The organism is Paenibacillus sp. P4_A9, assembly GCF_056402415.1.
In genome coordinates, this window is record NZ_JBFUHL010000156.1 from 1 (window position 1) to 3,499 (window position 3,499).

The following is a 3,499-nucleotide window of genomic DNA, read 5'->3' on the forward strand; positions in this document are numbered from 1 at the left end:
GGATACTTCCTTATGTGACTCGTAGCCTGCCAAGTTTGTAAGCTCATGCGGATCTGCTAGCAAATCATATAGAAATTGTTCCACATACACATCAGATCCAGTGTCACGTATCGGGTCTTTATCKGGAGCGTGAACACTGTATTTCCATCTCTTCGTGCGAATCGCTCTCCCAACTTGGGTTTCACTGATTTGAACAAACACTTCCGCTGGCCAATTCGGCTTTCCACCTTGCAGCAATGGCAGGATGGATCTGCCCTGCATTTGCTCAGGGACGGGAATTCCGGCAGCATCCAAAAGTGTCGGAGGAAGATCAATCAAGCTGACAAGTGCTTGGATACGTCCGCCACCCTCAAATCCTGGTCCGCTGATTGCTGTCGGGACTCGAATAGAACTCTCATGACAAGAGCGCTTGTATTCATTGTTTCGTGTTTTGAAATGACAAGCATGGTCCGAGCTAAACAGGATAATCGTATTCTCGCTCAAATCGAGACTTTTCAGGCTATCCTGTAGTCTTCCTAGCGCTTCATCCAACCGGCGTACCATCCCGAAATAGCCCCCTAAATGCTGAGAAGCTGTGCCCCCGAGTGCCGCTAAATCCGGAGGTATCCACCTACCGGCATATCGTTCCCGATAGCCGTCAGGCGCTGGATAGTCGTCGATGTGGTTCTGATGATGAGGCTCAATATAGGAAAGAAACAAAAAGAATGGATCATCCTGATGGCTGTCAATGAATCGAATGGCGGCGTCAGTTTGGGCATCTACGCGATAACCCGGAAGCTTGACAGCCTGATTGTCATTGTTATACAAAACAGTATTGTAAGAGTCCGAAGAAAACTCAAGCAGCTCAGCCGCAAGCCAGTGCGTATATCCGCCTCTCTTCTCTTCTGGTACTGGCTCCTCACCAGCCAAATGCCACTTACCGATATAGGCTGTTTGATAGCCCGCATCCTTGAAATAATGTCCTAATGTTCTGGAATCCTCTGGCAGCGGATTGAAATTAGTCACGCAACCTGTTGTGGTTGCATATTTGCCAGTCTGCAAGCAAGAACGCGCTGGTCCACAAACAGGCTGACAGGTAAAAGAGTTATAAATATGCGTTCCAAAGCCTGCCATTCTGTCGAAGTTAGGAGTTAGATCTAAAGGATTTCCATGTACGCCAGTCGTATCCCAGCGTTGTTGATCCGTGAAAAAGACAATAACATTTGGCTGCTTATTACTCATTTTACTCATGACAACTAACTCACTCCCAGCTTATATCAGTTCAATTCGGTTCCAAGTATAAACACCGCTATTTAGCTGCTTTTTCTGACTTCCAAGTCTTGTTCACTTCGTCTTCAATTGCTTTGCCGCCTTGCTCATAATACTTCTTTACGAATTCATCCCATGCTTCTACTGGCAGTTGGCCTAGTATGATCTTCAAAGCATATTCCGGCCAAAGCTTCGATTCCAAATCCGGATAATCAAACATCGTAGGCGTCGTTTTCCAGTAAGCGTTCTTCGTAATATATTGATTACTCACACTGATGGCTTTACGGGCATCTTCTGATGGCACCCATCGGCGGTCAACAACTTGAACGAAACKAACAGGATTCCCTAATCCTAGCTTATATAAATCCAAAATATTGGCTTTCTGTGTTAGTATGTTTGTTGCTTTATCATAAGTATAATGTTCGCCTTCCTTACCATAGGTCACTAGCGAAAAGCCGCCATCTTCACTTTGATTCGCTGACCAATCAATCAGCTTAACCAAGCGATCTGGATCCTTAGCTTTCGCAGAGATTGCCCTTAAATCCCCGTAGCCAGGAGCAGTCTCTGCCCCTCCACGCAGACCTTTTGGTCCAGTTGGCGGTGGTAAAAAGCCGATTTTACCGTTTGGATTTGTTTTGGCAAGCGCAGAGGCACGAGGTGTTGTTGGATTGACATCTAATGCGCTGCCTAGCCAAACTCCAACCTTCGAGTTGGCAACCTTCTCATCAACCTGTTTCGCTTCATTAACAGGGAAATCCGGATCAATAATGCCTTCTTTATACCAATCGCGCAGCACCTTCAAGGCTTCCTTTGTTTCTGGTAAGGTAAATCCCTTTTGCAGTTTACCGTTTTTCTCTAACCAGAATGTAGGCTGAATACCGAAAGCACCAAAAATATTGCTGAAAATCTCCTGTCTGCCTGAGGAATCCGTTTTCGCAATCGTGAGTCCGATCGTATCCTTTTTGCCATTCTTATCGGGATCTCCATCCGTAAACGCTTTCAGGACAGCGTGAAGCTCATCAAGATTGTCTGGCATTTTCAAACCAACCGCATCCAGCCAATCCGTTCTGATATTGTAGCCAACTACCGATGGTCCGTTGAAAGCTTCAGGACGGTATCCCGGAAAAATTGCCCAGATTTTCCCTTTATATCTGAGTGCATCGAGCTCGCCTGCATTCTGAAGCTTTGTCAAATTTGGCGCGTTCTTTTTCATCAGATCATCCAATGGAAGGATAAGCCCCTCATCTGCATACTTGATCATCGTTGGGATATCCACCGAGAAGTAATCAGGAAGATTATCAGATGCGGAAAGCACATTTAACTTTGTGAAATATTCCGCTCCGCCAGAGATGGTGATTTTATAATCAATATCCTTTATTCCGGCCTTGGCTGCAGCATCCAGAATAGTCTGTTTATAGGGTCCCCCATCATCTGGATAGCCCACGATATAAGCGGCATTTCGAAACATATTGTAAGTGACAGGTCCTCCAGTTGACTTGCTGCCTTCGGCATCTTTCCCCGTTCCCGTGCAACCAGCGGCAATTAACACCATGCTAAGCGCGCAGGAACAACAAAGTACGGTACGTCCTATTCTTTTCGGCGACATAGAAACCCTCCTTTTTATGATGTACCCTATAAAAACATGCTTATTACAAGCATGAAATTACCCTTTGATCGAACCGATCATAACACCTTGCACAAAGTACTTCTGTAGAAATGGGTATACACACAATATGGGTAAAATCGTCGCCACAATCGTTGCGCCAATTACAGACTCTGTTGACGTATTTGATACTTCACCAGTGAAACGAGCGTAGTCCTGACCGCTAATTAAATCTCTTAACAACAGAGATAAGGTGTAACTTGCCCTCTCGTTGATATAAAGCAATGCAGTGAAAAATTCGTTCCAATGAGCCACAGCAATCCATAACGAAATCGTCGCTAGAACTGGCATAGACAGTGGCAGTATGAGTCTAACAAATATATGCAGTGGGTTCGCTCCATCCATTTCAGCCGATTCCTCGATCTCTATAGGAATGGTCTGAAAGAAGCTCATCATCACGAGCGTATTGTAGGCAGAAATCATACCCGGCAAGATCAGCGACCAGAGTGAATTCAATAACCCTAACTGCTTGACAACTAGATAAGTTGGGATAACGCCTCCACTAAATAGCATTGTGAATAAAATCCCAAATATGAGCCATTTCCTGCCAGGTACGATAGACTTCGTTAATGGGTAAGCGGTTGAAGC

3 protein-coding genes are annotated in these 3,499 nt (G+C 45.2%); all 3 read right to left on the reverse strand.

Annotated features, from left to right (window positions below; all coding sequences use genetic code 11):
* Positions 1-1,230 (reverse strand): sulfatase family protein (locus AC1DVJ_RS30325; RefSeq protein ID WP_477596536.1); only part of this gene is annotated, 1,230 nt, incomplete at its 3' end.
* Positions 1,231-1,288: 58 nt separating this feature from the next.
* Positions 1,289-2,854: a type 2 periplasmic-binding domain-containing protein gene (locus tag AC1DVJ_RS30330; protein ID WP_477596538.1), complete on the reverse strand. Its 1,566-nt coding sequence runs from the start codon at positions 2,852-2,854 to the stop codon at positions 1,289-1,291.
* Between the two features lie 57 nt (positions 2,855-2,911).
* Positions 2,912-3,499: carbohydrate ABC transporter permease (locus AC1DVJ_RS30335; RefSeq protein ID WP_477596540.1), on the reverse strand; the 588-nt coding region annotated here is incomplete at its 5' end.